The sequence below is a fragment of the Streptomyces sp. NPDC056486 genome, assembly GCF_042795295.1.
Taxonomy (GTDB): Bacteria; Actinomycetota; Actinomycetes; order Streptomycetales; family Streptomycetaceae; genus Streptomyces.
In genome coordinates, this window is sequence record NZ_JBHTSF010000123.1 from 1 (window position 1) to 26,988 (window position 26,988).

The 26,988-nt window shown below is 69.1% G+C and carries 22 protein-coding genes; 12 read left to right on the plus strand and 10 right to left on the minus strand.

Annotation, left to right across the window (positions count from 1 at the left end):
* Positions 1-305: hypothetical protein (locus ACFQ7F_RS34020; RefSeq protein ID WP_383279092.1), on the plus strand; the 305-nt coding region annotated here is incomplete at its 5' end.
* A gap of 52 nt (positions 306-357) precedes the next feature.
* Here ACFQ7F_RS34020 and ACFQ7F_RS34025 read toward each other — a convergent pair.
* On the minus strand, positions 358-648 hold the full coding sequence (locus ACFQ7F_RS34025) for a hypothetical protein (protein ID WP_383279095.1): 291 nt from the start codon (positions 646-648) through the stop codon (positions 358-360).
* Between the two features lie 389 nt (positions 649-1,037).
* Here ACFQ7F_RS34025 and ACFQ7F_RS34030 point away from each other — a divergent pair, with 389 nt between their 5' ends.
* The 4 genes from ACFQ7F_RS34030 to ACFQ7F_RS34045 all read left to right on the plus strand — a co-directional run bounded on the left by ACFQ7F_RS34030 (position 1,038) and on the right by ACFQ7F_RS34045 (position 8,073).
* Positions 1,038-2,201: an acetyl-CoA carboxylase biotin carboxylase subunit family protein gene (locus tag ACFQ7F_RS34030; RefSeq protein ID WP_383279098.1), complete on the plus strand. Its 1,164-nt coding sequence runs from the start codon at positions 1,038-1,040 to the stop codon at positions 2,199-2,201.
* 163 nt (positions 2,202-2,364) lie between these two features.
* Positions 2,365-5,103, plus strand: coding sequence for an alpha/beta fold hydrolase (locus ACFQ7F_RS34035; RefSeq protein ID WP_383279101.1), 2,739 nt, complete (start codon positions 2,365-2,367; stop codon positions 5,101-5,103).
* 14 nt (positions 5,104-5,117) lie between these two features.
* Entirely contained in the window at positions 5,118-6,104 is a 987-nt protein-coding gene (locus ACFQ7F_RS34040) for an NAD-dependent epimerase/dehydratase family protein (RefSeq protein WP_383279104.1), read from the plus strand.
* A 1-nt stretch (position 6,105) separates the two neighbouring features.
* Positions 6,106-8,073 (plus strand): aminotransferase class I/II-fold pyridoxal phosphate-dependent enzyme, encoded by a 1,968-nt coding sequence (locus ACFQ7F_RS34045; protein WP_383279107.1) that lies wholly within the window; start codon positions 6,106-6,108, stop codon positions 8,071-8,073.
* 10 nt (positions 8,074-8,083) lie between these two features.
* Here the strand turns inward: ACFQ7F_RS34045 and ACFQ7F_RS34050 are convergent, their stop codons facing one another.
* Positions 8,084-8,530 (minus strand): hypothetical protein, encoded by a 447-nt coding sequence (locus tag ACFQ7F_RS34050; RefSeq protein WP_383279110.1) that lies wholly within the window; start codon positions 8,528-8,530, stop codon positions 8,084-8,086.
* 114 nt (positions 8,531-8,644) lie between these two features.
* Here ACFQ7F_RS34050 and ACFQ7F_RS34055 point away from each other — a divergent pair, with 114 nt between their 5' ends.
* From ACFQ7F_RS34055 to ACFQ7F_RS34065, 3 genes are all read left to right on the plus strand, one after another.
* On the plus strand, positions 8,645-10,426 hold the full coding sequence (locus ACFQ7F_RS34055) for a carbamoyltransferase (RefSeq protein WP_383279113.1): 1,782 nt from the start codon (positions 8,645-8,647) through the stop codon (positions 10,424-10,426).
* A gap of 161 nt (positions 10,427-10,587) precedes the next feature.
* Positions 10,588-12,066 carry an esterase gene (locus ACFQ7F_RS34060; RefSeq protein ID WP_383279116.1) on the plus strand — a complete coding sequence of 493 codons (1,479 nt, stop codon included), beginning with the start codon at positions 10,588-10,590 and terminating at the stop codon, positions 12,064-12,066.
* Between the two features lie 122 nt (positions 12,067-12,188).
* Complete coding sequence (locus ACFQ7F_RS34065; RefSeq protein ID WP_383279119.1) at positions 12,189-12,998, plus strand: SDR family NAD(P)-dependent oxidoreductase; 810 nt, start codon at positions 12,189-12,191, stop codon at positions 12,996-12,998.
* A 26-nt stretch (positions 12,999-13,024) separates the two neighbouring features.
* On the opposite strand, the gene ACFQ7F_RS34070 is transcribed toward ACFQ7F_RS34065, so the two are convergent.
* The gene (locus tag ACFQ7F_RS34070; protein WP_383279121.1) at positions 13,025-14,134 is read right to left on the minus strand and encodes a hypothetical protein; all 1,110 of its coding nucleotides are present in this window, start codon (positions 14,132-14,134) and stop codon (positions 13,025-13,027) included.
* Between the two features lie 245 nt (positions 14,135-14,379).
* Here ACFQ7F_RS34070 and ACFQ7F_RS34075 point away from each other — a divergent pair, with 245 nt between their 5' ends.
* Positions 14,380-15,225, plus strand: a complete 846-nt coding sequence (locus ACFQ7F_RS34075) for an aldo/keto reductase (RefSeq protein ID WP_383279124.1) — start codon at positions 14,380-14,382, stop codon at positions 15,223-15,225.
* Between the two features lie 2 nt (positions 15,226-15,227).
* Here ACFQ7F_RS34075 and ACFQ7F_RS34080 read toward each other — a convergent pair whose 3' ends face one another.
* Complete coding sequence (locus ACFQ7F_RS34080; protein ID WP_383279127.1) at positions 15,228-15,767, minus strand: GNAT family N-acetyltransferase; 540 nt, start codon at positions 15,765-15,767, stop codon at positions 15,228-15,230.
* Between the two features lie 59 nt (positions 15,768-15,826).
* On the minus strand, positions 15,827-17,146 hold the full coding sequence (locus ACFQ7F_RS34085; RefSeq protein ID WP_383279130.1) for an aminotransferase class I/II-fold pyridoxal phosphate-dependent enzyme: 1,320 nt from the start codon (positions 17,144-17,146) through the stop codon (positions 15,827-15,829).
* 112 nt (positions 17,147-17,258) lie between these two features.
* On the opposite strand from ACFQ7F_RS34085, the gene ACFQ7F_RS34090 reads away from it, so the two are divergent.
* Complete coding sequence (locus ACFQ7F_RS34090) at positions 17,259-18,482, plus strand: MFS transporter (RefSeq protein WP_383279133.1); 1,224 nt, start codon at positions 17,259-17,261, stop codon at positions 18,480-18,482.
* Positions 18,483-18,537: 55 nt separating this feature from the next.
* Here the strand turns inward: ACFQ7F_RS34090 and ACFQ7F_RS34095 are convergent, their stop codons facing one another.
* Positions 18,538-19,605 carry a YncE family protein gene (locus ACFQ7F_RS34095; protein ID WP_383279136.1) on the minus strand — a complete coding sequence of 356 codons (1,068 nt, stop codon included), beginning with the start codon at positions 19,603-19,605 and terminating at the stop codon, positions 18,538-18,540.
* 210 nt (positions 19,606-19,815) lie between these two features.
* Here ACFQ7F_RS34095 and ACFQ7F_RS34100 point away from each other — a divergent pair, with 210 nt between their 5' ends.
* Positions 19,816-21,300: an alpha/beta hydrolase gene (locus ACFQ7F_RS34100; RefSeq protein ID WP_383279139.1), complete on the plus strand. Its 1,485-nt coding sequence runs from the start codon at positions 19,816-19,818 to the stop codon at positions 21,298-21,300.
* A gap of 30 nt (positions 21,301-21,330) precedes the next feature.
* On the opposite strand, the gene ACFQ7F_RS34105 is transcribed toward ACFQ7F_RS34100, so the two are convergent.
* From ACFQ7F_RS34105 to ACFQ7F_RS34120, 4 genes are all read right to left on the minus strand, one after another.
* Positions 21,331-22,284, minus strand: coding sequence for an aminoglycoside phosphotransferase family protein (locus ACFQ7F_RS34105; protein ID WP_383279142.1), 954 nt, complete (start codon positions 22,282-22,284; stop codon positions 21,331-21,333).
* An 87-nt stretch (positions 22,285-22,371) separates the two neighbouring features.
* Entirely contained in the window at positions 22,372-23,316 is a 945-nt protein-coding gene (locus ACFQ7F_RS34110) for an aldo/keto reductase family oxidoreductase (protein ID WP_383279145.1), read from the minus strand.
* Positions 23,317-23,361: 45 nt separating this feature from the next.
* The gene (locus ACFQ7F_RS34115) at positions 23,362-24,243 is read right to left on the minus strand and encodes an adenosine kinase (RefSeq protein WP_383279148.1); all 882 of its coding nucleotides are present in this window, start codon (positions 24,241-24,243) and stop codon (positions 23,362-23,364) included.
* Positions 24,244-24,280: 37 nt separating this feature from the next.
* Positions 24,281-25,315: a LacI family DNA-binding transcriptional regulator gene (locus ACFQ7F_RS34120; protein ID WP_383279151.1), complete on the minus strand. Its 1,035-nt coding sequence runs from the start codon at positions 25,313-25,315 to the stop codon at positions 24,281-24,283.
* Positions 25,316-25,662: 347 nt separating this feature from the next.
* Here ACFQ7F_RS34120 and ACFQ7F_RS34125 point away from each other — a divergent pair, with 347 nt between their 5' ends.
* Positions 25,663-26,934 (plus strand): extracellular solute-binding protein, encoded by a 1,272-nt coding sequence (locus ACFQ7F_RS34125; RefSeq protein WP_383279154.1) that lies wholly within the window; start codon positions 25,663-25,665, stop codon positions 26,932-26,934.
* Positions 26,935-26,988: the final 54 nt, after the last annotated feature.

The following is a 26,988-nucleotide window of genomic DNA, read 5'->3' on the forward strand; positions in this document are numbered from 1 at the left end:
GGCATGCGCATGCCACGGGCTTAATGGACCATCAGACGGAGGAATTCCTGGAGTTGTTCGCGGCGTTGCCGAGATCAGAGAGGATCGTTGTACTGGGCATGAGCGATGCGGGGAATGAGGTTCCTTCGCCGCGGCCGCCCCGTGCCGATACAAGGGCCGGTGGCGGGGAAGTCCCTTCGCAATCTCCCATCTACGACGCGTTGGTGCGTGAGTGGCGTGCTGAGGGCCGGGAAGTGCCGCGCGTGCCCGCCCCGCGCTCACGTTGGGAGCGTGTCGATCCGCAGGACCTGTTCCTCAGAGGCTGACGGGCTGCCGTTGTTGCCGCGGACGGGAGTTCGGCGGGGCATCCGCGCCGCGTCACGTGAGCGGGGTCGCGAGGTGGGCATGGGTGTTGAGCCAACGGCAGATCGCGAGAGCGACCGTGTCGTCGAGCGTGCTCAGCGCGTCGATGGCCTTGGCGTCGTCGGGGTGGGGTGGGATTCCGGCCGTCGTGAGCGTGGCGTGCAGGCTCAGACGGTGCCGGTCACGGGCCGTCAGCAGGTTCGGGGCCGCCATGTCCAGACGCTGCTTCGGGTCGGGCGGGGGCAGCAGCAAGTCGGCCTCCGCGTCCCAGTTGACGGTCGGCAGGATGGTGGCAGGTGCAGTCATGGCGGCTTCCTCACGACGGGTGGGCAATGCCTGTGTCGGACAGGAAGCAGTCCGGTGGCCGTCCGGTTGCACCGGGCCCGCCAAGACACCCGAACGCGGTACGACGTCCTGCCGTACTTGCCATCGCGCTTCGCCCTTCTTGTCTCATCCTGCATATGCGGTGCCAAATGGGCTCTGTCTGCCTGTACGGGACGAATTCATGGCGAATGCAACCCGTCGAGCGGGATCAGCGTGGGCCATTTTCATGCCTATTCGACTAAAGCTTTACTTGTGAGTTAAATCACATGTAATCAAGCAAATGATCATGATGGGGCATGTCCACATGGCTGTATCTCGTGTGGCACGATGCACCGAGTTGGTTGGCTAGCTTTAATCACGGGGAGACAAGCATGCCGACGATGATTGTTATCGGATACAGGGATGACCTCGATCAGGCGCTCCAGCGCCGAGGTCTTGATCCCTGCTATATCGTGCAGGCGCCTGCAAGTGCGCCCGATGGGCGACGCTTCAAACGTGTCGCCGACATTGAGAATGTCCACGAAGTATTGAGGGCGGTGCTCGCAGCCGGCGTTGATGATGTGGCGGGAGTGCTCACCGTCCATGAAATGGGTGTGTTCGGCGCCGCCTATCTGCGGCAGCAGTTGAACCTCCCTGGGAATTCCGACTCGAAGTCCGCCCTTTATTTCCGGGACAAGTTCCTACAGAAGAGTGCGCTGCCGCCGCACATCAAGCGGGCGCGCTGCCGATACGTATCGAAGGACACGTCGTTCCTGGAGCTTTCCAGGGAGCTGGGGGACGTGTTCGTCGTCAAGCCAGCGACCGGAGCCGGCTCGCTGCGCACGAACATCGTTCGTTCCGCGCAGGAGTACGCGCGGGCCCTGGAACTGTTCCCGGGGCAGTCGGATGTCGCGATCGTCGCCGAGTCCTTCGTCGATGCCCCCGAGGTCTACATGGACGGCATCTGGAGGGGCGGCCGTCTTCAGTGGTCGTCCATGAGCAGCAACCACATCTCGCCGCTCAGCGCCGTGCAGGGCGGCATCCTGTCCGCGCACATCCTGGACAGGCGGCTGCATCCGGAACTGTTCGAGCAGGCCGATGCGCTCGCCGGGCAGGCGCTCGAGAGCCTCGACGCACCTGACTGCGTATTCCATATGGAAGCGTTCACGCAGGAAGCCGGACTGACTTTCGGCGAGCTCGCCATCCGTCTCCCAGGGGCGCTGTCCCCACAGGTCAACAAATTGACGTTCGGCGTCGACCTCTTCGACGTGGAAATCAGTCTGGCGCTCGGGGAAGAGCCGACCCATCCTCCGGGCAACGGCACGCCCGACCGCTTCTACGGGTACATCCTCCTGCGCCGCTCCGGCGACGGCACGTTGACCCAGAAGGATTTCGAGCGCAACTTCTCGTTCGACGAGATCGAATATCCTTCGTCGCCTGATGCGTCGATCGGTCCTTATGGCCGCTTCGGGCAGGCGATCGTGTCCGACCCCGACGAACTGAAGCTGCAGAAGACGATCGACGAGATCGTGCGATTCAACGAGGTCGGCGGCTGACGCGAGCCGCACTTCTCCGAGCGGTTTCTGCGAGAAATTCTGAATCTGCGAGAAATTGCGAGATCGGCACATATTGCCGGGCGCCGGGCTGCGCCCAGCCTGAGCCGCATTCTCGGACATCCTCAGCCATGTTGCTTTTCTCTGACCGGAGGTCGTCACACCTATGCCGGATCAACGTCATGCTTCGACGCTCCCGCAGCTGCTCGAGCGTGCGGCTCAGGACACATCGCGAGGCATTACTTTCATCGGCGGCTCATTCCTCTCGTACGCCGAGTTGCGGGAGTGCGCCTGCCGGATTGCTCAGGGGCTGCACAACTACGGCGCTTCCCGGGGTGAGCGGGTGCTGATTTCCGCCCATGATCCCGAGAATTTCTTCCGTGCCTTCTGGGGGTGCGTCCTGGCCGGCGTCGTGCCCTGCCCGGTCGCGCCGCCCGCCGACCCCTCCCGGTGGCGTGCGCAGCTGGAGCATCTGCGCACGCTCTTGGGCGACCCCCTGGTCATTGTCTCCAAGGAGTCCCACGGCGATCTGCCCGATGTCGGCCTGCGGACCGTGACAGTCGAGGAGTTGAGCCATGCATCGGCCGAGCACGATCAGCTCCCTGCGCCCGCCCCGGACGATCTCGCCGTACTGATGCTCACCTCCGGGTCCACCGGGTCGAGCAAGGCGGTCAGGCTCACCCACACCAATCTCCTCGCGGCGCAGGCCGGGAAGGCGGGGGCACTGGATCTGGGGCCCGACGACACATCGCTGAACTGGATATCGGCCGACCACATAGCCGCCATCGAGGCCAACCTGCTGCCGATGTTCAACGGAGCCGATCAGGTCATGGCGACTCCGGCCACGGTGCTCGCGGACCCCGTGGAATTCCTCAGGCTGCTCGCGGCCCACCGGGTGAGAGTGACGTTCACGCCCAACTTCCTGTTCGGGCAGATCAATCAGGCTCTCGCCCAACGTCCCGTACCGCAGGACGAGTTGGATCTCTCGCTGGTACGGCACATCATCTCCGGCGGCGAGGCCACCGTGACCGGCACCGTACGGGCATTCCTGGATGCTCTTTCCGGTTATGGACTGCGCCGGGATGTGATCGTGCCCGCGTTCGGAATGACCGAGACGTGCGCGGGCAGCGTGTTCAACCGTGAATTCGCCACCCGTGACCTGGAAACGGAGTTCCCTCCGCTGGGCCGCCCTGTGCAGGGACTGCGGATCCGCATCGTGGACGGCAACGGCACGGTCCTCGCCTCCACCGACGGGCCCACGACAGCCGAGTCGGGCGAGGTGCAGTTGCGCGGCACGATGGTCACCGACGGGTACTTCGGCAATGACCAGGCCACCGCTCAGGCGTTCACGCCCGATGGCTGGTTCCGCACGGGCGACTTGGGGTGCCTCGACGCCGAGGGCCGGTTGACGCTGGTCGGCCGGACCAAGGACTCCGTCATCGTCAATGGGGTCAACTACTACAGCCACGACCTGGAAGCGGTTCTGGACGAGCTGGACGGGGTGAAACGAGGACAGGTCGCGGCCTTTCCGATCCGACCCGACGGCGCCGACTCCGAACAGCTCGCCGTCGCGTTCGTCCCCGCGGGCGATCCGGCCGACGACTCCGCCGTGTACCGGGCCCTCGTGGCGATCCGCAGCTCCACGGTGATGCACTGGGGGTTCCGGCCCCAGCTGATCCTCCCGGTCGCCGAGGCGGAGATCCCGCGCGGCAACCTCGGCAAGATCCAGCGATCGCGGCTGCGCGCGGCCGTCGAGAACGGCGGCCTGGATGAGGCCGTCCGCCGTTCGGACCAGGTGAGCACCCGCTTCCTCGGCGAGTACGTGGCGCCGGAAGGCGAGGTCCAGATCGCGCTGGCCGAGATCTACGCGCGCGTACTGAACACCGAGAAAGTACCGACGACCGCCAGCTTCTTCGATCTGGGCGGAACCTCGTTGGACGTGCTGCGGCTCAAACTGGAGATCCAGACCGAGTTCGGCATCGACGACGTGCCGATGTCCACGCTCCTTCAGGCCCCCAGCGTGCGCGCCCTGGCCGGCCGCCTTACCGCCGCGCGCAACGCCGACGGAGACTCCGCCTACGACCCGCTCGTACCACTCCAGGTCACCGGGGACGGAACGCCGTTGTTCTGCGTCCATCCCGGCCTGGGGGAGGTGCTCGTGTTCGTCAATCTCGCCAAGTACTTCACCGGCGAGCGGCCGTTCTACGCGTTGCGGGCACGCGGGTTCGGGCAGGGCGAGAGCCACTTCGGGTCGTTCGACGACATGGTCACCACCTACGTGGAGGCGATCCGGCGGACCCAGCCCAGTGGCCCGTACGCGGTGGCGGGGTACTCCTACGGCGGGGCGGTCGCCTTCGAGATCGCCAAGCGCCTCGAGGCGGACGGCGACGAGGTCAAGTTCGTGGGCGTCTTCAACCTGCCGCCGAGCATCTCCGGGCGCATGAACGAGATCACCTTCACCGACGGCGCCATCAACCTGGCGCTGTTCCTGGAGCTGATCGCCGCCGCGGACGTCGAGGGGCTTACCTCCACCCTGCGTCCCCTGCCCGAAGCCGACCAGCTGGCCTATCTGGTCGACCATGCGCCGAAGCGCCGCCTCGTCGAACTGGACCTCACCGTCGAGCAGTTCACCACCTGGGTGCACCTGGCGCAGAGCATGGTGCACCTGGGCCGCACCTATGAACCCTCGGGGTCGGTCGACGACGTACGCGTCTTCTACTGCACGCCGCTCAAGGGCACCAAGCAGGAGTGGCTGGACAACCAACTGCGCCACTGGGACGACTTCACGCGGGGCCCAAACCAGTACATCGAAGTCGACGGCGAGCACTACACCCTGATGAGCCCGCAGCACGTGCAGAGCTTCCAGGCGACTCTGCGGAACGAACTGACCCGAGCGCTCGGCTAAGGACGGACACAGGAATGCAAGGCAAGAAGATTCTCGTCACGGGTGGGACCGGGCAGGTCGCGATGCCCGTCGCACAAGCGCTCGCCCCGGACAACGAGGTGTGGTGTCTGGGCCGGTTCGGAGACCTGGCCGCCCGCAAGGCCCTCGAAGAAATGGGCGCACGCACCTTCACCTGGGACATGGCCGCCGACGATCTGGAGGAGCTGCCGCACGACTTCACGCACGTACTGCACTCGGCGGTGCACCGGGGCGACGGCCAGGACTTCGCGGAGACCGCGCGGATCAACGCCGCGGGCACCGCACGGCTGATGACGCACTGCGCGACCGCCGAGGCGTTCTTGTACGTGTCGTCAGGTGTTGTCTACAACCGCGCTGACAGCACCCATCGGTACCGCGAGGGCGACGCCGTGGGCGGGGCGGTGCCGTGGCTGCCGACGTACCCCGTCGGCAAGCTCGCCGCCGAAGGGGTGGCGCGGGGCCTTGCCGAGGCGCTCGGGTTGCCGACGGTGATTGCCCGGCTCAACATCGCCTACGGCCCGTACGGCCACGGCGGCGTGCCCATGATCCTGTTCAGGCAGATGCGCGAGGGACAGCCGTGCGCGGTGCCGCGGCAGGGACAGAACTACTGCAACCTGCTGCACACCGACGACCTCGTCCGGCAGGTCCCCCTGCTGTGGGGCGCGGCGGGGACGCCCGCGCGGGTGGTGAACTGGGGTGGTGACGAGGAGGTCGGCATGACCGACCTCCTGGAGTACATGTCCGCGCTCACCGGTGTCCCGGTCCAGTTGGACCGCAGCGACTACAGCCGAGAGACGGCGATCTTCGACCACGACGTACGCCGGGGGCTGATCGGCGACTGCTCCGTCAATTGGAAGACCGGTATCGCCCGCACCCTGGCCGAGCTGTTCGAGGAGTACCGCGACCGCGTCGACGCACACGCGGACGCACAGGTCGACGCACAGGTCGACGAGCACGCGGCGGAGCGAGGAGTGGAGCACTAGCATGCGCAGGCCCACAGACGCAGAAGCGCTTCAGCAGATGCTGAGCGCCGCCCTCGGCTCCCGCGAACCGGCGGGCTCCCTTGCCCGACTGGGCCGGGACGACGGTGCGTTCACCGCACTGGATCCCGCGGTGCTCCAGCGCCTCACCCTGGTCGGCGGCGGGGCCCTGTACAACCCGACGAGCCCCGCTCCCACCGCCCGCTCGGTCGATGATCTCGTGCGCCGCGCGGAGATGCTGGACGTGCCCCAGATCCTCGTGCCCAACGTCCGCCGCACCGACGACCCTCGCGCGCTGCGGGCAGCAGGCTTCGTTCCCCTCGCCGCCGGAGCCGAGAGCATCGTCCGCCTGACGGGGGACGTGGACGACATCCTGCGTGCCCGAGTCGGTGGAGGTCGGCAACGCGCCCTGCGCCGCTGCCACGACGCGCTCTCCCGCGACCTCACCCGGGAGCGGATCCGCTTGAGCGAGCTCGACGGGGCGCCCTGGGCGCGAGAGGCCTTCGTGGAACTCCACCGGCGCCGGGCGGAACGCCACGGCGACGGCCACAACCCGTACAGCGCCGAGGCCCTCGACGCCCTGGCGGACGGTGTGCTGGCGGATCGTACGGAGATGATCGTGCGCCGTCGGGGGGACACCGTCGTCCAGGTCGCGCTCACGGTCAGGTCCCATAACGGCCGAGGGCTCTACCACCTGACACAGGCCGTCGACCAGGACGATCCGGCAGCGGGGAGCGATCTCCACGCAGCTGCCCTGTACGGGCTGTACCTCGACGCCCAACACTCCGGCCTGCACTGGGTCCATCTCGGCCCGGGGGAGACCGAAGGGAAGCGCCGCCTCGGGGCCGACCTGTTCGTCCCTCTCGACCACTGGCTGCGCGCCGAAGGCCTCATGGCCAGGCAAGAAGCGGGAGCCGAGCCGGAACTGTCGCGCTTCGCGGCTTCCCCCGTCACGACCGTGCCGGTCCCGGGCCCGGCACGCTCCCGCCACCAGCCGCGGTTCGACACCATCGACCTGTCGAGCAACACCAACCCGTTCCTGGGCGCCGGGGGCAGCTATCCCCATCTCGACACGACCGAGCTCGCCGACACGTACCTGGACACGATCTCGAAGCTGCCGGGACACGAGGGCACCGGCGCGCTGACCGCGGATCACCTGCTGTTCTCCAGCGGATCGGTCGACGGCGTCATGCTCCTCCTGGCGGCGCTGGCCTCCCCCGGCGAGAGCGTGTGCGTCACTCCGCCCACCTTCCCGCTCTACGCCCACTTCGCCCGCCTGCTGCGCCTGCCCCTGGTCGAGGTGCCCCTGCGCGGCGACGACCTGTCCGAGCTCGACACCGAGCGGATCCTGGCGGCCGATCCGCGGGTGACCATCCTGTGCGACCCGAACAACCCCGTGGGGACCAGGCTCGACCCGGCCCAGGTGCGGGCCCTCGTCACGGGTACGCGGGGCCTCGTCGTGATCGACGAGGCGTACGTCGAGTTCAGCGAGAAGCCCTCGTACGCCGGTCTTGTCGCCGAGCACGACAACCTCATCGTGCTCAGAACCCTTTCGAAGGCGTGGGGCCTCGCCGGCGCCCGCTGCGGAATCGCCCTGGCTCAGCCCGGCATCATCGACGCACTGCGGCGGGTACAGGTGCCCTTCGGGTTCACCGACGCGTCGCAGAGCGCCGTGCGGGACCGGCTGACCAACGCGCGGCGGGCCCTTGCCAGCATCCGGCACATCCGGGCAGAGCGCGACCGGATGGCACGGATACTGGCCGATCACCCGGCGGTGGAGCGGGTGTTCCCCTCGGAGGCCAACTTCCTGCTCGTCCGGCTCCACAAGCACGAGCGCGTCATGGAGCAGCTGCACGACGCGGGGATCATGGTCGCCGACGTCAGTTTCCTCATCCCCGCCACCTGCCGTATCTCCATCGGCAATCGGCGCGCGAACGATGCGCTGCTCGCCGCGCTTTCGGATGCCGTGTGAACCGGGAAATTCAGGATCCTGCGATGCCGTCCAACTGAAGCGGTTCGTTCGCCCCGTCCTTCAACTCGACCACCACGAACGACAGAACTTCGTCGCCAATATTCTTCAGGTCATGGAGGTGGTAACGCCCGTCGGAGAAACTGAAATGCTCGGTCTGTCCGCGGGCGTACGTTATTTCGCGGCTGCTGCCGTCGCTCGCGTGCTGGCGGGCCTTGCCATGGGTGAGGGCTGTCCAGGAGTAATCAAGTACGTGCCGGTGAACGGGAATGCGCTCTCCGGGCTTGAGATGCGTCTCCCAGACGCGCAGCGAATCCGTCTCTTTCACCAGCGACTGACCGACGCAGCCGTTGTGGGTGTTGCTTTCGAATTCCTTATGCAGCGGAGGGCTCCAGCGATCAAATCCTTCGGCGACGATCGTGCTGGTCAGAGGGGTAACGGAGGACGAATTGCTGCCCACGAAGCGGATCCTTTCAGTCACTGGTGTGCGTCGACAGGCACCCTATCCGAAATGTATGCGGGCCAAGTAGCCTGCCGTGCACCGCAATTGTCGCGTTGAGGAGGATGAAGGCCTGTGATCGTGCTCGGTTACAACGGATTCACCAGGGGTGCGGAGCTCTTCGGACGGCTCTACGGGGCGACCGGAGTCGGTCGCAATCTCCTCGTAGGTCATGACGCCGCGGCAGCTCTGACCATCGACGGCGAGGTGGTCGCCGCCGTCGAGGAGGAACAGCTGAGCCGGGTCAAGAAGACCTCCGACTTCCCGGCGAACGCCATCACATGGTGCCTGGACTCCGCCGGTGTCGAACTCGACCAGGTCGACGTCTTCGCATTCCCCTGGCGCTTTTCGCCGACCGTGGCCGAGGAGATGATTGCGCAGATATGCGATGCCGAGATGCCGGTCGCGGCGAAGTTCGACGCTCTGCGACGCACGGGTGAGCTCTACACCGACATGCTCAGCCGCGAAGCGGTGTACGGCGACTTCGTCCAGCGCACCGGCTACGCGCTGGATCCCAACAAGCTCGTCCTGGTGCCCCACCACCTCGCCCATCTCATGTGCGGCGCCTATCTGGCCGGGGGCGGAGACGCGGCCTTCCTGGTGAGCGACGGCCGGGCCGAGACCTTGTCCTCCGTCATGGGCGAGCTGCGTGACGGCGTGGTGCGCCTCTTCGACGAGGGCACCGTCGCCATGGCCGACTCGCTCGGCGTGGCCTACGGAAGGATCACCCGCTATCTGGGGTTCGTCCCCAACAACGACGAGTACAAGGTGATGGGCCTGGCCGCCTACGGCCCGCCGCCGCAGCACAACCCCCTGCTCGAACGCGTCGTGCGCCTGCACGAGAACGGCTCGTACACCCTCTCCATCCCCAGTGACATCGCTGCCTACTACGCGCTGTTCGACGATCTGTTCGGCGGCGACAGCGAGAAGCGCGAGGAGTTCGACTTCCGGGTCAAGGTGGCCGGTCTCGCCCAGCACATGGTCGAGGCCGTCACCGCTCATCAGCTGCGGGCGCTGACCGCCCGCTCCAGCCTGGACACCCTGCTCTTCGAGGGCGGCCTTGCCCTCAACTGCGTGGCCGGCACGAAGATGTTGGAGCGCTCGACGTTCACCGGCATGGAGGTCAGCTTCGGGGCCAGCGATCCGGGTGTCGCCATCGGCGCGGCCGTGTACACCGCCGGTCTCAGGAACCGGCCCGCCGACGCGGTCACCACGCCCTACCTCGGTCCCTCGTACGACGAGCGGCAGATCCTCGACACGTTGGGGGAGTACGCGGACCGCGTCGAGTGGCAGGAGGAGCCGGACATCGCTTCGGTCGCGGGCAGGGCGGCGGAGCTGCTGGCCGAGAAGAACGTGGTGGGTTGGTTCCAGGGCCGCGCCGAGTTCGGACCGCGCGCCCTGGGCAACCGCAGCATCCTGGCCAACCCGGCCTTCCCCGACATCAAAGACATCATCAACATCCGGGTCAAACACCGGGAGCCCTTCCGCCCGTTCGCGCCGGTCGTGCTGGAGTCCGAGGCTCCCCGCATCTTCGAGATGGGCAAGAAGACCTCGTCCCCGTACATGACGTTCGTCTTCCCGGTGCGCAAGGAGTACCAGGAGCGGATCCCCGGCGCCTGCCACGTGGACGGCACGGCGCGGGTCCAGACGGTCGACGAGGGGCAGAACCCCGCGCTCACACAGTTGTTGCGCGCCTTCACGGCGCGGACGGATGTGCCCTGTCTGCTCAACACTTCCTTCAACGTGGCGGGCGAGCCCATCGTCTGCTCGCCGCGTGACGCACTGGAGTGCTTCCTCGCCACCGAGATCGACTACCTGGTCATCGATCGGTTCGTGGTCACCAAGAAGGGCCGCTGAGTTGGGGGAGGCAGCAGTTCCGGACAGAAAGAACCACAGAAACGAAGGACGCGTACAACCCTTGTGCCCCATCCCGTGTCGAACAGGGCGCCGGACAAGGAACGGGCCCTTTCCGGACACCCTCGCGCTTGCCCGGCCACCTTCCTTCACAGGAGCCGCTCGTGCGCAAGAACCGTTCGGCCGCCCTCACCGCGGCCTCATTCCTCCTTCTGACCGGGGCGGGTATCGCCGCCGCCCCCTCTGCTGTCGCCGGCACCCCTGGGGGTACGCACGCCGATGACCGCAACAGTGACTTCAACGGCGACGGATATGAGGATGTGCTGGTCGGAGCCCCTGGGGCGACGGTCAGCGGCCAGAAGGGCGCCGGTCTCGTCACGGCCCAGTACGGCTCATCCAGAGGCATAGGCACCACCTCTGTGGCCAGGTTCAGCCAGTCGACGGCAGGCGTCGCGGGCGCCGCGGAGGCGGGTGACGGCTTCGGGACGGCCGTCGCCACCGGTGACCTGGACGGCGACGGCTTCGACGACGCGATCGTCGGCATCCCCGGCGAGGACATCGGCGACACGGCGGACGCCGGTGGTGTCGCGATCCTGTGGGGCTCCAAGCAGGGCCTCAGCGGCGATTCCAGCGACTGGCTCGAGACCCAGGAGCCCACCAAGGGCGAGAAGTTCGGCCTGAGTCTCGCCGCCGCGCACTTCACCGGTGAGACGCCGGGCGACGTCCTCGCCGTACTGGACCGTGACGACCTGGAGCTCTTCGCGTACGACGCCGCACCGCAGGCCGACGGGCAGGCCCCGCTGCGGCGGCAGGCGACCGAGCGTCTTTCCGCGGCGGCCGACGGACGCGACATCCTGCCGAAGTCGCTCACCACCGGTGACTACGACGACAACGGATTCGCCGATCTCGTGGTGTCCGGCGTGACCGTGGGGGACGAGCCGGGGCACGGCTGGTCCGCGTACTTCTCGGGCAACGCCGACGGCCTCGCGTACGAGCACGACCTGCGGGGCGGGCCTGTCGCGGCGTCGGGAGACATCGACCACGACGGCTACGACGACCTGGTGACCGGCGAGCCCAACTCCCCGGACGACGGGGGCGAGACGATGACCGGCGGCCTGGTGGGCATCCGCTACGGCGACCCGGACGGCCTCAAGGACGAGGCCAAGTGGTGGACGCAGGACAGCGCGGGCGTGCCCGGCACCGCCGAGCGCGGTGACGGCTGGGGCGCCGATCTCTCCGTGGCGGACACGAACGGCGACGGCTACGCGGACGTCGCGATCGGGGCGCCGGGCGAGGACATCGGCACGGTCGCGGACGCCGGAGCTGTCTGGGTGCTGCGCGGCGCGGCCACCGGCATCACGGCGACCGGCGCCAAGTCGTGGGACCAGGACTCCGCGGACATCTCCGGTGTGCCCGAGAAGGGCGACAAGTGGGGTGCCCAGGTGCGCCTGACGGACCCGAACCGCGACGGCCGCTTCGGTCTCCTGGCCGCGGCGCCCGGCGAGAACGCCGGTGACGGAGTGGTGTGGGTCCTGTCCGCCGGGGCGGGCGGCATCACCGCGTCGGGGTCCTGGACGTACGGCGCGGAGTCGCTCGGCGCGCCGGGCACGGCCGCGGCGTTCGGCGCGGCGATCGACGAGTAGGAGCCGACGGCCCCCTGGTGGGCCTTCCGGCAGACCGTCCGAACGTGGTCGTGAGCAGCTTGCGGTTGTCTACGTATGATCGCGGCGATGTGCTCACGACTGCGTTCGGAGGCTGAACAGGCATGACAGAGAGCCGAGTTGTCATCGTCACGGGCGGCGGAACGGGCATCGGCGCCGCCACGGCCCGGCAACTGCGTGCGAACGGGCACCACGTCGTCATCTCAGGACGGCGCCCCGAGCCGCTGCGCCGCGTCGCCGAGGAGACCGGGGCGCTGGCCCACCCCGCCGACGCGGGGAATCCCACGGAGATCGCCGGGCTCGTCGATGCGGCCACGGAAGCCTATGGCCGCATCGACGGGCTCGTGCTCAATGCCGGGGTCGGGCGAAGCGGAGCCGTCGGTGACCTCTCCGACGAGGACTGGGACACCGTCCTTCGCACCAATCTCACGGGCCCTTTCCTGCTGCTGCGGGCCGCGCTTCCCCATCTCGTCGAGGCGCGCGGCTCGGTGGTCGCGGTCGCCTCGGTCGCCGCACTGCGCAATGGCGTGGCCAACGCCGCGTACGCCACGTCCAAGGCGGCACTCCTCCAGCTGTGCCGCTCCCTCGCCGTCGACTACGGCAAGGCCGGGCTTCGTGCCAACACCGTGTGCCCCAGCTGGGTGCGGACGGAGATGGCCGACCGGCGGATGACCCGGTTCGCCGAGGAGGCCCAGCTGGGGGACGGCGGCGCCGACGCGGCGTACGAGGAAGCGACGCGGCTCGTCCCGGCGGGCCGGCCGGGAGAGCCGGAGGAGGTCGCCGAGGCGATCACCTGGCTGCTCTCGCCCGCCGCGTCCTTCGTCAACGGTGCCGTACTCACTGTCGACGGCGGGGTGACGGCGGTGGACCCCGGAACCTCCGCGTTCACCTTCGGCATCGCACCGCGGGCCTGAGAGTCAGGGTCGGCGGTACCGGTGGCTCAGCCGAAGCGCTCCACGCGGAGCTGGGCGGGTGGGTACGGCGAGAACGAAGTCGTGCCCACCGACCAGTAGCCGCCGTCCGTGCCGGGGATCGTGGCGATGGCCTGGGGCAGATAGGTGGAAGGCGTCTCCGGTCCGCGTTCACTGATCCAGGCCGTGCCGTCCCAGCGCAGATAGTGGGCGCGCTTCTGGTCCCAGAAGTCCCAGCCGGAGATCCGGTCGGGCCGGCCTGTGGCGTCGCCCGTGATGCCGCTCAGCAGGCCGACGCTGAAGGGGGCCTGGACCCAGTTCCACTGGGTGCCGTCCCAGCGCTGCAGCACGATGCCGGGTGGTTTGCCGGGCGGCCCACCTACCCCGTACGAGTATCCGGTGAGCCAGATGTCGTCGTGCGCGAGCGGGAGCAGGCCGGTCACCGAGGCGCGGATGCCGAGCGCTCGGGGCACCACCGTCCAGGCGCCGTCCCAGCGGGCGATGATGTCGCCGAAGACCCACACCTCACCGCCGGGAGTCACATGGACGCCGGAGGGTGTGGGCGCGGCCTCGTCCGGCAGTGGCCGGCACCAGCGCCATGTCGTGCCCTTGCCGCGCATCAGTCCGGCGCGGTCGCCGTGCCGGCCCGACACCCAGAACCGGCCGCCCGGCGCGGACGCGACATCGGTCAGCCGTGTCCCCGGCTCGCCCCGGCCGGGAAAGTCGGCCTCGCGCCAGGTCGTGCCGTCCCAGGAGAGGAGCTGGTCGTGCCCCGCGGTGTTCGTGCCGATGGCCCAGGCCGCGCCGCCGGGACAGGCGGCGACCGCACGCAGGCCACCGCTGTACGTCAGGTGGGAGAGGTCGGTCGGTGACCAGGCGGAGCCGTTCCAGCTGAGGGCGAGCGGAGTGCCGACGGTGCCTCCGTAGCGCCCCTGTTCGCCCACGGCCCAGGCACGTCCGGGGCCCGCGGCGGCGACCGCGAGCAGATGGGCGGCCTCCTGCCCGGCCGGGGCGGCGACCTGCTGCCAGCCCTCGGCGGCGGAGTCGGCACGTGCGGTGGCGGCGCCGGCTAAAGGCACGGGCAGGGTCAACCCGGCGCCGGTGATGGCCAGTCCACGGACAAAGGCACGTCTTCGCATGGAGGGAGCCCTTCTCTAGGTGCTGCTCGAGGTCCCGCTTGAGGTCTTTTCGGGGGCAACACCCTGAACCGGGTGAGGTGAGCCGTCAATGCACGCGGATGCGTAATTCGTGGTCGACTCTCCGAAGCCGGTTTCGACGGTGACGACGGGAGTTGAACTCGACGACCGGGACGCGCGTCGCCGCTGACGTCACGCCTCGACTTCGCCGGTAACGTGGCGCGTCGACCGAGGGGTGGACACGACACATGGCATCGAGCACTTCGAGTACCTTCCGCATCGGCGGGGAAATCGGCGTACGCCGGATCGGGTTCGGGGCGATGCGCCTCGTGACCGAGGCCGGGGCGGCCAGGGAGGCCTCCATCGCGGTGGCCCGGCGGGCCGTCGAGCTGGGCGTCACGCTGATCGACACGGCGTACATGTACGGATGGGGCGCCAACGAGGAACTCCTCGTAGAAGCGCTGTACCCCTACCCGGACGATCTGCTCATCGCGACCAAGGTCGCCGTCGAGCAGCCCGGCCCCGGCGAAGAGGCGTCGATCAACGGACGGCCGGAGTTCCTGCGCGCGCAGGTCGAGCAGGCCCTCAGCCGGCTTCGCGTCGAGCGGATCGGACTGCTCCAGATGCACCGCCTCGATCCGAAGGTGCCGCTCGCCGATCAGCTCGGCACGCTGCGGGAGTTCCAACTCGACGGCAGGATCGGCCATATCGGCCTTTCCGAGGTGACTGTCGACGAGCTTGCCGAGGCGCGGGGAATCGTCGACGTGGCGAGCGTGCAGAACCGCTACAGCCTGCTCGATCGCGAGCACGAGGCCGTGCTCGACGCCTGTGACGCGGCAGGGATCGCCTTCCTGCCCTGGCGTCCTGTCCATCCCGCCGCCTCGACGGCGACGGCCGAGATCGCGGCCGTGGCGGCCGAACTCGACGCCACCGCGGCGCAGATCGCCCTTGCCTGGCTGCTCGACCGCTCACCGGTCGTGCTGCCGATCCCGGGCACCGCCTCGCTCGACCACCTGGCGGAGAACGTGGCCGCGGCGAGCCTGCGGTTGAGCGAAGAGCAGCGTGCGCGCCTGGACCGGATCGCGGTGGCCTGAACTCAGTCGGCCGGGCGGTCGATCCGGTAGAGGTAGTGGGCGCGGTCGTCGAGGGGGTTGTCGGGCTCGAGCGACACTTCGGCGACCCGTCGCAGTCCCGCCTTCTCCAGGATGCGCCAGGACGCGGGATTGCCCACGTGTACGGGGACGAGTACCGCGCTGACCTGGGGGTGATCGGCCCAGGTGGCCCGGACGATCGCCTGGATCATGCGTGTGCCGAGTCCCCGGCCGACCTGCCGGGGATCCCCGATCAGGTAGTCGATGGTCATGGCGCCCCGGGGGACATCCACCTGGCCGGCCAACTCGTCTCCGTACTCGGGGTAGTCGGCGAAGAGAGAGCGCTGGACGAGGCCGAACGGTTCGCCGTCGAGCAGCATGAGTAGATCCTCCGACGGCTCCTCTCCGCGGGCGGCCGGGCCGAAGTCACGCGCCACCGCATCGGGTGAGGTCTCGTGGTTCCACCAGCGCGCGACGTGCGGCTGCTCCAGCCATCGCCGCAGCAGGGGGAAGTCCGGTTCGTCGAGTCGACGCCAGCTGATCATGGGAACCTCGGGGGTGCGGTACGGAAGCAGCTCCGTACATTGTCCAGCTTGTCTGGGACTCAACCCCCGTACGTGGCCTCGGACTCGCCGAGCACCGCGGCGAAGTCCGTGGCGAGCAGGGCCGTGTCCGCCACCTCCAGCATGGCCGTGGTGATCCGTACGGCGGTGGGCGCGACGATACGGAAGCGTGCGCCCGCCGCGACCCACCATCCGCGTGAGCGCAGCCCGTTGACCACGGCGGACTCGTCCCGCACCGGCACCCATACGTTCATCCCGCTCGCGCCGTGCGCCGCGATCCCGCGCCGTGCGAGCTCCCCGATCAGCGCATTCCGCCGCTCGGTGTACGCGCGTTCGGCCCGACCGACAAGCGCTCGCGCCGCGGGATCGGTCACCGTGCGCTCGACGGTCTCCTGCAGTACGTGACTGACCCACCCCGAAGTGAGCAGCATCCGCCCCTCGTGCCGGGCCAGTGTGGTGGCGTCGCACGCCAGTGCCGCCCACCGCAGGTCGACGCTCAGATGCTTGGACACGGTCCGCACCTGGGCCCAGCGTTCGAGCCCACCGGCAGCCAGCGAGTACGACGGCGCCCCCGCGACCTCCGCGTTGTGATCGTCCTCGACGACAAGCACCTCCGGGAAGCCGCCGAGGACTTCGAGCAGGGCGTCCCGCCGCGCCTCCGAGAAGCAGCCGCCCATCGGGTTCTGCCCCCTCGGGCTGCACACCACGGCCCTGGCCCCGGCCCGCAGCGCGCTGCTCAGGGCCTCCGGCCTGATCCCCTCCTCGTCCACCGCCACCGGCACCATGCGAAGGCCCAACGCCGGTACCAGGTCCAGGAGATGGTGGAACCCCGGGTCCTCGACCGCCACCGCGTCGCCAGGTTTCAGCTCCGTGGACAGCAGCCGCGCCATGCAGTCAAGCGCTCCGTGCGCGAAGGTCACCCGGCCGTCGGGCACCCCGTCCCGCGCGAACCACTCACGGGCCAGCTCCTCAAGTCCCGCACGGCGCGGCGAACCCCGGTGCGAACCGGTGACGGGGTCCACCCGATCGGGCGGAAGGAGCACCGGAAGGAGCGTCGGATCCGGATGCCCGCCCGCCAGATCACGTACCCCCGGCGGCACCTTCGGCGGCCGGCGCGCCCCGATCGCCGGGGCCTGCGCCACCACCGTTCCGCCCCGTCCGCGCGTCACCACGATCCCGCGTCGGCGGAGCTCCTTGTAGGCGGTCGCCACCGTGCCCGCGCTGACCCCGAGCTCATCGGCGAGCCGCCGCACCGGGGGCAGCGCTTCTCCCGGCTCCAAGCCGCCCTCGGCCACGGCCTGTTCGACCGACGAGGTAATGCCCTTGGCGGTCGTACCACTGATCGCATATTGTGCTGCCACGTAATCAAATATGTATCAATACAAAGTGCACGTCAAGGGGGAGTGGTGAGCCTCAGCAGCAGGCGGGCCGCGCTGTACGGACGCATACCGGGGGGGCCTGGACGGCCGTCGCATGCTCTGGATCGCACTGATCAACAAAGCGGGCACCGGTCTCTGGATGGGGGCGGCCGCCCTCTACTTCACCCTGGTCACCGGGCTGTCCGTCGCCGAGGTCGGCGTGCTCATGGGGGTCTCGGGAGCCGTCGGCATGGCGGGCGCACCACTTGCGGGCCACCTCGCCGACCGCTTCCCCGTCACCCGCGTCATCATCGGATCCCAACTCCAGCAGGCCATCGCCCTGTTGGCGCTCCTCACGACGGACAACTTCTCCCTGCTCCTGCTGTACTCGTCCGTCAACAGCCTCGCCGACCGCGGCGCCAATGTCCTCACCAAGCTGTACGCCGCGCGCATAGCGGGCCCGGACCGCACCAAGTACCAAGCCGTGACGCGCTCCGTCTCCAACGCGGGATGGGCCATCGGCGGCCTGTCCGGCGCACTCGCCCTCGCCGTCGGCACCACCCACGCCTACCAGGCGCTGCTCATCGGCAACGTGGTCAGCTTCCTCGCCGCCTCCGTCCTCACGCTGCGCTGCGCGGAACCGCCATCGCCCTCCCGGGTGGTCACCGACTCCACGGCCCCCGCGCCCCCCGCTCTGCCGGCCGGCCCGTGGCGCGACCGTCCCTACCTGCTGTTCACCGCCACCGAGGCGGCGCTCTTCCTCGACGACGCGGTGCTCCAGGTCGGCATGCCCCTGTGGATCGTCCACGCCACCGACGCCCCGCACGGGCTCGCGCCGCTGCTCATGGTCCTCAACTGCGTGCTCGTCGTCTGCTGCCAGGTCCCGCTGTCCCGCTTCGGGGGGACGCCGGACGGAGCCCGCGCACTCCTCGTGCCGCTTGCCGCCTGCTTCGTCGTCGGATGCGCCGCCATGACGGCCTCGGTGGCAGGCGGCACCTGGCCGGCCGTCACCGCTCTGGTGGTCGCGGCGGTCGCGTTCACCTTCGCGGAGATACTTCACGCCATCGCGTCCTGGGAACTCTCCATCGCGCTGGCCCCCGAGGACGCCCAGGGCGCCTACCTCGGCGTGCACGGCCTGTCATCGTCCGCCCAGCGCAGCGGAGGGCCGCTCCTGGTCACCGCCGTGATCGCCGCGGGTCCCTTCGCCTGGCCGTTGCTCGGCGCGGGCGTGATCGTGACGGTCGCGGCGCAGAGCCGTCTCGTACGCAAGCGGCTCTCGCCTGCGACGGCGTACCGCCCGCCACGGTTGCGCGGCGGGCGGTACGCGGGGAGGCGTTGAGTGCCTGTGGCCTCAGCGGCCGATGCCTCAGGGGCGCTGCCTCAGGGCCGACGACTCAGTGGCCGACGCGGATGCGGTGCGCCTGGTCCTGGCCCTCGGGCCCGGTGCCCGACTTGTCGAGCACGAACGCCGTTCCGCCCGTCACCTGGACGTGGTTGGGGTTGGCGCCGGTGGTCAGCGTCTCCACGACGGCGCCCTTTGCGGGGTCGACGACCGTGACGGTGCCGGGGGTCCGGTTGGCGACCAGGACGCTGCCCGAACGCCGGTCGGTGGCGACGGACAGGGCGCCCGCGCCGGTCGGCACGGACTTGGTGACGGTGCCCTTTTTGAGGTCGACGACCGAGAGGCCACCGGCGGCCTGGTCGGCGGTGTAGGCGGTGCGGCCGTCCTTGGAGAGCGCGATGGAGATCGGGCCGTCACCGGTCGGGATGAGGCGGGGGCTCGCGCCCTTCGGGGTGATCTCGATGATCTGGTCGCCGTTGAGGTCGGCGGCGTAGGCGGCGCCGGTCCGCGCGTTCACGGCGAGGCCGGTCGGGCTCGATCCCTCGACCGCGACGCGCTTCTTCTCCTTGAGGGTGCGGGTGTCGAAGGCGACGACGGTGCCGTCGCCGAAGCTGCTCGCCCACGCCGTGTTGTGCTTGGTGTCCACGACGATCTCGCGGGCGTGGTTCACGCCGGGCAGCGAGGCGAGGTGCTTGCCGGTGCGCTGGTCGTAGACGGCGACGGAGTTGTCGCGGGTGTTCGTCGTCCAGACGGTGTTGTGCTCGTCGTCGACGGCGACTCCGTAGACGGCCTCGACGGCGCCGGTCTCGGCATTGGTGACCGGAGGCGTGTAGCTGGCCTTCACCTTCAGCGTGCGCGGGTCGACCTTCAGCAGGCTGGAGGTGGTGACGGGCGGGCGGCCCACCGCGGAGGTGGCCCACAGCACGTTGTTCCGCTCGGAGTACGCGGACTGGTAGAGCCCCTTCACGAGCGGCGCCGACTCGACGGTCGAGCCGGACGCTTTGCCGGAGGCCTGGCCGGGCTGCGCGGACGCCGTTCCGGTCAGGGCCAGCGCGCTGCCCGCGGCCAGGGCCACGGCAACTGCGGCGGTACGGCGGATGCGGCAGGTGAGTGAGGTCATGCTGCGTCAATCTCCTTGACTGAGGCGCCTCCAGGAGAGGCGATCACTCAATAACTTAGCTTAGCCTAACCTAAGTCACACACCCTGAATTGTGTGGCGCCCGCCACACGCGACTCTAAAGCCCCTAGGGGGAAGGGTGGGGCAAACCCCCTTCTCCATATGCCAGTTGGCCGGATGTGACCGCCGGGGAGGATCAGCGAGGCTCCTCCCATGACGAAGATCAAGCGAAACGCCGCTCTGCTCGCCGCCTCCGCGGCGGTCATCGCCCTCACCGCGCCGCTGACCGCGACGGCCTCGACTCCGGACACCCCCGAACCTCTCGACTGGAAGACATGTGAGGGCAGCGGCCTCGACCCCCGCCAGGAGTGCGCGACCGTCGAAGTCCCGATGGACTACGCCCACCCCGAGGGCAAGCAGGTGGGCATCGCCGTCTCCCGCATCCCCAGCGAGAAGCCCGGGGCGCGCCGCGGCGCCCTGTTCTTGATCCCCGGGGGGCCCGGCGGGTCCGGCATCAACAACCCGTCGGGCAAGGGCCAGAAGCTGCCGCAGACGGTCCGGGACGCCTACGACCTGATCGGCTTCGACCCCCGGGGTCTTGGCCGCTCATCGCCGGTCAGCTGTGGCTTCGAACACGCCGACCTCGCCACATCGGGAATGCGCCCCTGGCCCGCCGCCGACGGCTCCATCACCGAGAACATGACCGCCGCGCAGCGGACGTCAAACGCCTGCGCACGCAACGGCGGCGAACTCGTCCGCCACATCAGCACCGCCAACCAGGCCCGCGACCTGGACCGGATCCGCGCGGCGCTCGGCGAGCGGAAAGTCTCCGCGTGGGGTGTCTCCTACGGAACGTACGTAGGGGCGGTCTACAGCCAGCTCTTTCCGCACCGTACCGACCGCGTGGTCCTCGACAGCAATGATGACCCCGACCCCACGCGCGTCTCCCGCGCCTGGATCGCCGGGCACGAGCAGGGAGTCGAGGACACCTTCCCGGAGTTCGCCAAGTGGGCCTCGGCGCCCGGAAATCCGGACCGCCTCGCCCCGACCGCGGCCGAGGTGCGCCCGCTCTTCCTGCGCCTGGCCGCCGGGTTGGACCGCGAGCCGATCCCGTGGCCCGGCGCCAACCCCGAGGAGCTCAACGGAAATGTCCTGCGCCAGACCCTCCTGAACGCGCTCGACGACCCCGACGACTTCCCCGCCCTGGCCAAGCTGATCCTGGCCGCCCAGGAGGGCACGGTCCCGCCCGCGCCGCAGGCGCCGCCGGAGCAGGCGCTGCAGAACGCCGTCGCGGTGGGCTCCGCGGTCCTCTGCAACGACATCGAGTGGCCCAGGTCGACGGACGCGTACACGAAGGAGGTCGCCGAGAGCCGGTCCAAGTACCCCCTGACCGCGGGGATGCCGAGGAACGCGATGCTGTGCGCCGCCTGGCCCTACCGCTCGAAGGAGGCCCCGGTACGCATCACCGACAGCGGCCCGTCCAACATCCTCCTCATCCAGAACGAGCGCGACCCGGTGACCCCGCTCAACGGCGCACTCAAGCTCCGCACCTCCCTGGGCAAGCGAGCCACCATGGTGACCGTGGACTCGACCGGCCACGACGCGTACCTCGCCAACGGCAACGAGTGCGGCGACCGGACCGTGTCCCACTACCTGGCGACGGGGCAGAAGCCCGGTCGGGACATGTACTGCGGCTAGGGAACGGGTCACGCACTGGTGACGCACTGGTCAGACCAGAAGCTCGGCGGTGTCGAGGAACGGCCGACCGAGCTCCTCCGCCCCGAAGTCGAGCACATAGAGCCCAGTGGAGACCCGCTCAAGGAAGCCCCACTCCCAGATCGCCCGCTGATCCACCCCGGTCCGGTCCGCGAGCAGCGCACAGTACGAGCGGACCAGACCGCGGGCCGCAGCCCCGTCCCTGCCTCTCAACTCCCCACACCAGTCGCGGAGTACGACCCCCAGGTCGTACGCGGGATCGGCGAGGAACCCGTCGGGATCCACGAAGACGAACCCCGCACCGGCACCGGCCCGAGGTGCCGTGACCCGCAGCGCGTTGCCGGGGTGCGGGTCACCGTGCACGACCACACAACGGTCGGGATCGAACTCGGCGGCGCGACGTCCGGCGAACGTCAGCGCCTGGTTCACGACCCGCTCGGAGCAGGGCCGCCCGAGGCTCTCCCACAGCCGCCCGACCATCTCGCCCAGGGCACGGGCCTTCTCCTGGGCCGGATCGGCGGTCAGTCCCGCGGCGCGGGGAGCCTGCCAGGCGCGTCGGAGCATGGCGCACAGCGTCTCGATCTGCGCCCGAGGGGCGAGGCCCAGCCGATCCATCGACGGCCCGAGAGCTTCCTGGAGCATGGCGTGGCGTTCGACGTCGTAGGCAAGAAGTCGCACGTACCCCTGGCCCTTCGCGAGGCTCAGGGTCCGCACCTGGCTCGCGAAGTCCGTTGAGGGAAGGGAGAGTTTGAGTACTGCGTCCCGGCCGTCACGGGTCCGTGCCCGCGCCACGTAGGAGGAGGTTCCACCGGGCAGCGGCCGTCCGACGTCGACATCGACGGACCACCGCCGCTCCACATCACTGATGCGGCGGGGCAGTTCGGCCAGCCACTGCTCACCGAGGGCTCCAAGGCTTCTGGCTTTCTGGCGTACGAGAGGCCGTACTTCGACCGCGGGCTTGGTCACGGCGTCGATTATGACCGTCGGGAAGAGCAGGACCGGCCCCGCCTGGAGAGTCGCCCTGGTGCATGTCTACCGGCGTCTGTAGGACGACTAGGGCAGCGGGCCGCCGCGGGCGGTGATCCACAGGTCGTACCACTCCTCGTGGGTCAGGTCGGGTTCGCGGTGCACGGCGTCCCGGCAGGCGAGGATGCGCTCGGGGCGACTCGTGCCGACGACCGGTGCGATGCGCGCCGGGTGCCGCTGGAGCCACCACAGCAGGACAGTCTCCGGCGTCGTCCCCTTGCGGGCGGCGAGGTCGGCGACGAGGCGTGCGGTCGGTGAATCGCCACCGTCGGTGAAGCGGCCCCGGGCGAGGGCTCCCCAGGCCTGGAGCTGGATCCCGTGGGCGCCGCAGTACTCGAGCGTCCCGTGCGGGAAGCCGCTGTCGGCCGCGGCCGGTGTGTTCACGAGCACGCCGGCCTCGACCCAGTCGCGGCTCTCCAGGCTCATCTCCAGCTGGTTGGCGACCAGTGGTACGTCGAGATGCGTCCGTAGGTGCTCGATCTGCGCGGCGCTCATGTTCGACACACCGAACCGCCGCACCAAGCCCTGCCCGTGCAGCGAGGCCAGTGCCTTCGCGATCTCCTCAGGTCCTGTCAGCGGATCGGGCCGGTGCAGGAGCAGTACGTCGATCACGTCGGTGCGCAGCCGGGTGAGGCTCTCCTCGACGCGCCGGACGATGCTCGGCCCCCGCAGGTCGTACAGACCGGGCCGCTCGCCGTCCGCGAGGCGGATGCCGCACTTGGTCTGCAGGACGATGCGCTCGCGCAGTCCGGGCGTCCTGGCGAGCACCTCACCGAAGACCGCCTCGGACTTGCCGTGCCGATAGATGTCGGCGTGGTCGAACACCGTGATGCCGACGTCGAGCGCCGCGTTCACCGCGGCCTCGGCCCCGGCGATGTCCTGGGCGGTGTAGGGCGTGGTGTCCCAGGTGCCGCCGATTCCCATACACCCGTACAGCACACGGCTGGTGCGTACGCCTGTCTGTGATGCCATGTCACTTCCTCCGCTTCCGTGCGTGGTGAACCCGGCCATCGTCCCTCAGGCCTGCGAATCGGCTTCCAGGGTGAGGAGTTGGTCCCTGCTGATTACGTCGGTCCGCGTGGCCGGGACGGTGCAGGCGTACGCGCCCGCGATCGCACCGTAGCGGGCACAGCGCAAGGGCGACTCACCGGAAAGCCAGCCGAAGAGATAGCCCGACGCGAAGGCGTCACCGGCGCCGTTGGAATCCACCACCGGTGCGGGCGGCGTGACGGTCGGTACGTGGGACAGTTCGCCGCCGACGAGGACGTGGGCCCCCTCGGCTCCGGCTGTCGCGACGACCACCTGGGCCCTGCCACGGGCGGCGATCTGCCGCATGGTCTTCGCCGGGTCCCTCAGGGCGGCGGTCGACAGGAAGACGAGGTCGGCCTCGTAGGCGAAGGCCTCGTGATACGGCTCCGCTCCGTCCCAGTTGTGCAGGTCGGTCGAGACCGTCACCCCCTTCGTGCGGAGTGTGGGCAGGGCGAAGGCGCAGGGGTGGGTGAGGGAGACGTGGGCGTGCCGGCTCACCGATGCGAGGGCCTCGACCGTCGTCGTGGGCAGCCGGTCCGCGTCCTGGGAGCGACTGTTGTCGTACAGCGAGAGGCGCCGCCCGTCGGGGCCGACGAGGTTCACCGCTCGCTTGGTGCCGCCGCGCTGGAGCACCTCGGTGAACGGGATGCCCCGCTCCCGGTGCAGCGCGCGGACCAGATCGCCTTCGTGGTCCTCGCCGATCAGGTCGATGTGGTGGGTGCGCAGCCCCAGGGCCTGCACCCCCATCGCCACGAAGTCGCCGGTCTGCCCGGCCCGCATGTGGATCGCGGGCACCATGTAGCTGTCGGCGTAGGGGAGAGGCAGCTCGGGAACATGGACGATCGAGTCCACACCGGCGCCGCCGAGCACCAGGACGTCGATCTCGACGGGCGGCGACTGCTCCGGGCTATGCAGAGCGCTGTTCCGGCCTGCCGGAGGCGGTCGAGTCGCGGACCACCAGTTCCGGCATGAAGACGAACTCGCTGTGCGGGGCGGGGGTTTTGCCGATCTCTTCCAGGAGGGTGCGGACCGATGCCTGGCCCATCGCCTGGACCGGCTGGCGGATGGTGGTCAGCGGGGGATCGGTGAACGCGATGAGCGGGGAGTCGTCGTAGCCGACCACCGAGATGTCCCGCGGCACTTCCAAGCCCCGTTCCCTGGCGGCCCGGACGGCGCCGAGCGCCATCATGTCGCTGGCGCACACGATCGCGGTGCAGCCCCGGCCGATCAGCGTGCCCGCCGCGGCCTGACCGCCCTCCAGGGTGTAGAGGGAGTGCTCGATGAGCTGCTCGGAGTCCGCGGGTGACATCCCGAGGCGTTCGCGCATGCCGGTCTGGAAGCCCTCGATCTTGCGCAGCACGGGCACGAAGCGTTTGGGACCCACCGCGAGCCCGATGCGGGTGTGGCCGAGCGAGGCGAGGTGAGTGACGGCGAGGCGGGCCGCTGCCCGGTCGTCCGTGGAGACGAAGGGGGCCTGCACCTTGGGGGAGAAGCCGTTGACGAGGACGAAGGGCACGCCCTTGCCGCGCAGCACCTCGTACCGCTCCATGTCGGCGGTGGTGTCGGCGTGCAGTCCTGAGACGAAGATGATCCCGGAGACGCCGCGGTCCACCAGCATCTCGGTGAGCTCGTCCTCGGTGGAGCCGCCGGGCGTCTGGGTGGCAAGGACCGGTGTGTAGCCCTGACGCGTCAGGGCCTGGGCGATGACCTGCGCGAGCGCGGGGAAGATCGGGTTGTCCAGCTCGGGTGTGATCAGGCCGACGAGGCCCGCGCTGCTGCGCTGCCGCAGCCGTGTGGGGCGCTCGAAGCCGAGCATGTCCAGGGCGGCCAGGACGGATTCGCGGGTGGTCGCCGCCACACCCGGCTTGCCGTTGAGGACGCGGCTGACGGTGGCTTCGCTCACCCCCGCCTGCGCTGCGATGTCGACGAGCCGTGCGGTCATGCGGGGACTGTACCGGTGAATGGCCGGATTGCACACAGTCTGTGAAAGCTTGCAGAAAGTTCCAGTTCTGCAAGGCGCTTGCGGTGTGCTTGCGGAGGAATCGGGTGGGTGCGCGTGAGAGCAACCGCCACTTCAGGGGCCTGTCAAGCGCAGCAACGGCAACCGTAAGGACACGCAGCAGTAACGATCAGCAGGCCTTGCAGAAATTTCTCGCAAGGTCTTTCGGGCGCTTTTCAATCCTGTTACGTTCCGTGGCAACCCGGCGCCGCGTCGAGTGCGGCTTCGTCGGAGGCAGCTCAGTTGGGGTCTCGCCTCCCCTTGTTCCGGGATCAGTTGAAGGAGTTCACATGCGGCGTGGCATAGCGGCCACCGCACTGGTCGGGGCCCTGGCTTTGACAGCGGCAGCGTGCGGTGGCGATGACGGTGACAGCGGCAGCAAGGGTTCGGGCAAGCTGTCCGGGACCGTCACTTTCTGGGACACCTCGAACGACGCGGAGAAGGGGACCTACGAGAAGCTCGCCAAGGGCTTCGAGAAGCTCCACCCGGACGTCAAGGTCAACTACGTCAGCGTCGCGTTCGGCGAGGCCAACGCCAAGTTCAAGAACGCCGCGGGCGGCAACTCCGGCGCCCCCGACGTGATGCGCACCGAGGTCGCCTGGGTCGCGGACTTCGCCAACCTGGGCTACCTCGCCCCGCTCGAGGGCACCCCCGCCCTCGACAAGGCGGACGACTACCTCCCGCAGGCCGCGGCAAGCACCAAGTTCAAGGGCAAGACCTACGCCGCCCCGCAGACCATCGACACCCTGGCGCTCTTCTACAACAAGAAGATGCTCAAGAAGGCCGGTGTCGAGGCGCCCAAGACGTTCGACGAGGTGAAGTCCGCCGCGAAGAAGATCAAGTCGAAGTCCGGCAAGACCGGCCTCTACCTCCGCGGCGACGACCCGTACTACTACCTCCCGTACCTCTACGGCGAGGGCGGCGACCTCCTCGACACCAAGAACAAGAAGGTCACTGTCGACGACCCCCAGGGCGCCGCGGCCTTCAAGGTCATGAAGGACCTGGTCGACTCCAAGGCGGCCACCACCGACGCGAGCGACGGTTACAACAACCAGCTGAACGCCTTCAAGGACGGCGACGTCGCGATGGCCCTCGACGGCCCCTGGTCCATCGAAGGCGCCCTGCAGGGCAAGGAGTTCAAGGGCGACAAGGCCAACCTCGGCATCGCCCCGGTCCCCGGCGGCAGCGACCGCCAGGCGTCCCCGCAGGGCGGCTGGAACCTCGCCGCCTACGCCGGGTCCAAGAACCTCGACGCGAGCTACGAGTTCATCAAGTACATGAGTTCGGCCAAGGTGCAGCAGCAGACCACCGAGAAGCTGAGCCTGCTGCCCACCCGTACCTCGGTGTATGACGTGAAGTCCGTCAAGGACAACCAGATGGTGCAGTTCTTCAAGCCGGCCGTGGACAAGTCCGTGGAGCGGCCGTGGATCCCGCAGGCCAATGCCCTGTTCGAGCCGATCCGGCTGCAGATGGAGAAGGTGCTCAGCGGCAAGACGTCGCCCGACGACGGGGCGAAGAGTGTCGGCGACGCCTACCGCAAGCTCCTGAAGGACTACAAGTAAATGGCTGTTGACAGCAGCCAGTCGCTGGCCAAGGCCGCGGACGCCCACAGCGTC

Excerpts from the sequence above, each read along its gene's own strand:
- ACFQ7F_RS34025 (WP_383279095.1), bottom strand. The coding sequence starts at position 648 with ATGACTGCACCTGCCACCATCCTGCCGACCGTCAACTGGGACGCGGAG.
- ACFQ7F_RS34030 (WP_383279098.1), top strand. The coding sequence starts at position 1,038 with ATGCCGACGATGATTGTTATCGGATACAGGGATGACCTCGATCAGGCG.
- ACFQ7F_RS34035 (WP_383279101.1), top strand. The coding sequence starts at position 2,365 with ATGCCGGATCAACGTCATGCTTCGACGCTCCCGCAGCTGCTCGAGCGT.
- ACFQ7F_RS34040 (WP_383279104.1), top strand. The coding sequence starts at position 5,118 with ATGCAAGGCAAGAAGATTCTCGTCACGGGTGGGACCGGGCAGGTCGCG.
- ACFQ7F_RS34045 (WP_383279107.1), top strand. The coding sequence starts at position 6,106 with ATGCGCAGGCCCACAGACGCAGAAGCGCTTCAGCAGATGCTGAGCGCC.
- ACFQ7F_RS34065 (WP_383279119.1), top strand. The coding sequence starts at position 12,189 with ATGACAGAGAGCCGAGTTGTCATCGTCACGGGCGGCGGAACGGGCATC.
- ACFQ7F_RS34070 (WP_383279121.1), bottom strand. The coding sequence starts at position 14,134 with ATGCGAAGACGTGCCTTTGTCCGTGGACTGGCCATCACCGGCGCCGGG.
- ACFQ7F_RS34075 (WP_383279124.1), top strand. The coding sequence starts at position 14,380 with ATGGCATCGAGCACTTCGAGTACCTTCCGCATCGGCGGGGAAATCGGC.
- ACFQ7F_RS34080 (WP_383279127.1), bottom strand. The coding sequence starts at position 15,767 with ATGATCAGCTGGCGTCGACTCGACGAACCGGACTTCCCCCTGCTGCGG.
- ACFQ7F_RS34090 (WP_383279133.1), top strand. The coding sequence starts at position 17,259 with ATGCTCTGGATCGCACTGATCAACAAAGCGGGCACCGGTCTCTGGATG.
- ACFQ7F_RS34095 (WP_383279136.1), bottom strand. The coding sequence starts at position 19,605 with ATGACCTCACTCACCTGCCGCATCCGCCGTACCGCCGCAGTTGCCGTG.
- ACFQ7F_RS34100 (WP_383279139.1), top strand. The coding sequence starts at position 19,816 with ATGACGAAGATCAAGCGAAACGCCGCTCTGCTCGCCGCCTCCGCGGCG.
- ACFQ7F_RS34110 (WP_383279145.1), bottom strand. The coding sequence starts at position 23,316 with ATGGCATCACAGACAGGCGTACGCACCAGCCGTGTGCTGTACGGGTGT.
- ACFQ7F_RS34120 (WP_383279151.1), bottom strand. The coding sequence starts at position 25,315 with ATGACCGCACGGCTCGTCGACATCGCAGCGCAGGCGGGGGTGAGCGAA.
- ACFQ7F_RS34125 (WP_383279154.1), top strand. The coding sequence starts at position 25,663 with ATGCGGCGTGGCATAGCGGCCACCGCACTGGTCGGGGCCCTGGCTTTG.